Here is a 2,452-nt window from a genome sequence, read left to right on the forward strand (position 1 = left end):
CCCAGTCTGAGGGTGTCGGCCGTCAAACGACAGAGGGCCAGGCGGGATGCCAGCGCTTCAGGATCGGCCTTGAGCACCGGCACCTGGTCGTAGAAGCGGTTGAACACCTGGCTGAGCTCAAACAGGTAGCTGCACAACCGGTTGGGTAGCAGCTCCTCCTCCACCTCAGCGATCACCGCATCGAACTTGAGCAGCTCCCGCACCAGGGCCCACTCCTGAGGCTCGCTGAACTGCAGTTGTGCACTGGTGGCAGCAAGGTCGCCCCCCTTGCGGGCGATGCCGGCGATGCGCACCAAGGCATAAAGCAGATAGGGCGCCGTGTTGCCCTGCAACGCCAGCATCCGGTCGAAGGAGAACTGGTAGTTGGTGATCCGATTCTGGCTCAGGTCGGCGTATTTCACCGCCGCCAAACCCACGGTGCCCGCCACATGCTGGATGAACTCCTCCGGCTCGCTGCGCTCCTCCTCCTTCAGGCGTGAGCGCAGATCGGTCTCGGCCCGCTCGACGGCTTCATCGAGCAGATCCCGCAGACGCACGGTGTCTCCCGCGCGGGTCTTGAGCTTCTTGCCGTCTTCGCCCTGCACCAGGCCAAAGGGCACGTGCTCGAGACGCGCACCTTCCGGGATCCAACCGGCCCGTTCGGCCACCTGGAACACCCCCGCGAAATGGTTCGCCTGGCCGGCGTCGGTGACGTACACCACGCGGCAGGCACCATCCCCCTCCGGAGATGCACCAAAGCGGTAACGGATCGCCGCCAGATCAGTGGTGGCGTAGTTGAAGCCGCCATCGCTCTTCTGCACGATCACCGGCAAGGGCTTGCCGTCCTTGCCCTGAACACCTTCAAGAAACACGCATTGGGCACCGTCGTCGGTGACCAGGAGCTCGGCGGCCTTCAAGCCATCAATCACCGACGGCAAAAAGGGGTTGTAGAACGACTCGCCGCGTTCGCTCAGGCGGATGTCGAGCCGGTCGTAGATCTTCTGGAACTCACGCCGCGACTGATCGCAAAGCAGGCCCCAGGCCTTGAGCGATACCGGGTCGCCCCCCTGCAGCTTCACCACCTCAGCGCGAGAGGTGGACTGGAAGGCTTCATCGTCATCGAAGCGCTTCTTGGCCTCGCGGTAGAAGGCCACCAGGTCTCCCAGATCCACCGCCTCAGCGGTGTCCAGGGCTTCCGGCGCCACTTGCTTGAGGTGAGTAATCAACATGCCGAACTGGGTGCCCCAGTCGCCCACATGATTGAGGCGCAGCACCGGATGGCCGCGGAACTCCAGCACCCGGGCCAGCGAGTCGCCAATGATCGTGGAGCGCAAATGCCCCACATGCATCTCCTTGGCGATGTTGGGGCTCGAAAAGTCCACCACCACCAGCGCCGCGTTGCTGACCGCCGGCATACCGAGACGCTCGTCCCCGAGCCGCGCCGACACCTCCGCCGCCAGCCGCTCCGGACGGATCGTGAGGTTGATGAAGCCAGGCCCGGCGATCTGGGGCTCCAGGCAGAGGTCTGTGAAGGCGAGATCGGCTTGCAGTTGCTCCACGATCGCCGTGGCGATCTGCCGGGGGGCCTGCTTCAAGGGCCGGGCCAGGGGCAGTGCACCATTGGCCTGGAAGTCGCCGAATTCCGGCTTGCTGGCAGGAGCCAGCTGGGGGTCCAGCCCCGCATCAGCCTCCGGGAAAGCCCGTTGCATCGCCGCCCGCAGCTGGGCATCCAGGGACTGGGACAGGCTGAGCATGGGCAGTGCGTGGCCGGGGGGATCCAGCTCTGATCATCCCTCTTCAGGTGAAACGCATGCTCAGATCGAGCCAGCGGCTGCGGGTGACCGGCGCGCTGGTGGAGATCAGATCGATGCCGGTGGCGGCATAGGCCTGCAACTGCTCAGGCTGAATGCCGGAGGCCTCCAGCACCACTCCGCAATCGCTGCAGTCCCGCAGGCGCGGCACCAGCTGCGTGAGCTGCTCGGGGGTGAATTCATCCAGCAGCACCCCATTGGCGCCCGCCTGCACCGCCTCCAGCGCCTGAACCTCCGTCTCTGCTTCCACAATCACGGCCGTGGGCCAAGGGGCCTGCGCGCGCACGGCCGCTATGGCTGCTGTGATGCCCCCCGCCCAGGCGATGTGGTTCTCCTTGAGCATGGCCGCGTTATCCAGCCCCATGCGGTGGTTGATGCCGCCGCCGCAGCGCACCGCATATTTCTCCAGCAGGCGCAGCCCAGGGGTGGTCTTGCGGGTGTCGGCCAGACGCACATCGGTGCCCTGGAGCTGGGCCACCAATGCAGCGGTGGCGGTGGCAATGCCCGAGAGCCGCATTGCCAAGTTCAAGGCGGTGCGTTCCCCTGCCACCAGGTCCGTGGCCGGCCCCTGAAGCTCCAGCAGGCAGTCTCCGGCCTCGACGGCGTCACCGTCCTGCCGCAGCAGATGAACGCTCACCCCAGGATCCAGCCGCTGGAACAAG

The 2,452-nt window shown here is 65.7% G+C and carries 2 protein-coding genes; both read right to left on the bottom strand.

Annotated elements, in window-relative coordinates:
• On the bottom strand, nt 1-1,733 hold a 1,733-nt coding region (gene argS / locus ACGVJ8_RS04340; RefSeq protein WP_392345759.1), incomplete at its 3' end, for an arginine--tRNA ligase.
• Nucleotides 1,734-1,776: 43 nt separating this feature from the next.
• Nucleotides 1,777-2,452, bottom strand: a 676-nt coding sequence (nadC, locus tag ACGVJ8_RS04345) for a carboxylating nicotinate-nucleotide diphosphorylase (RefSeq protein WP_392345761.1), incomplete at its 5' end; no start/stop codon positions are given.

Origin of the sequence: Parasynechococcus sp., from assembly GCF_042954245.1 — a bacterium.
Classification (GTDB): Bacteria; Cyanobacteriota; Cyanobacteriia; order PCC-6307; family Cyanobiaceae; genus Parasynechococcus.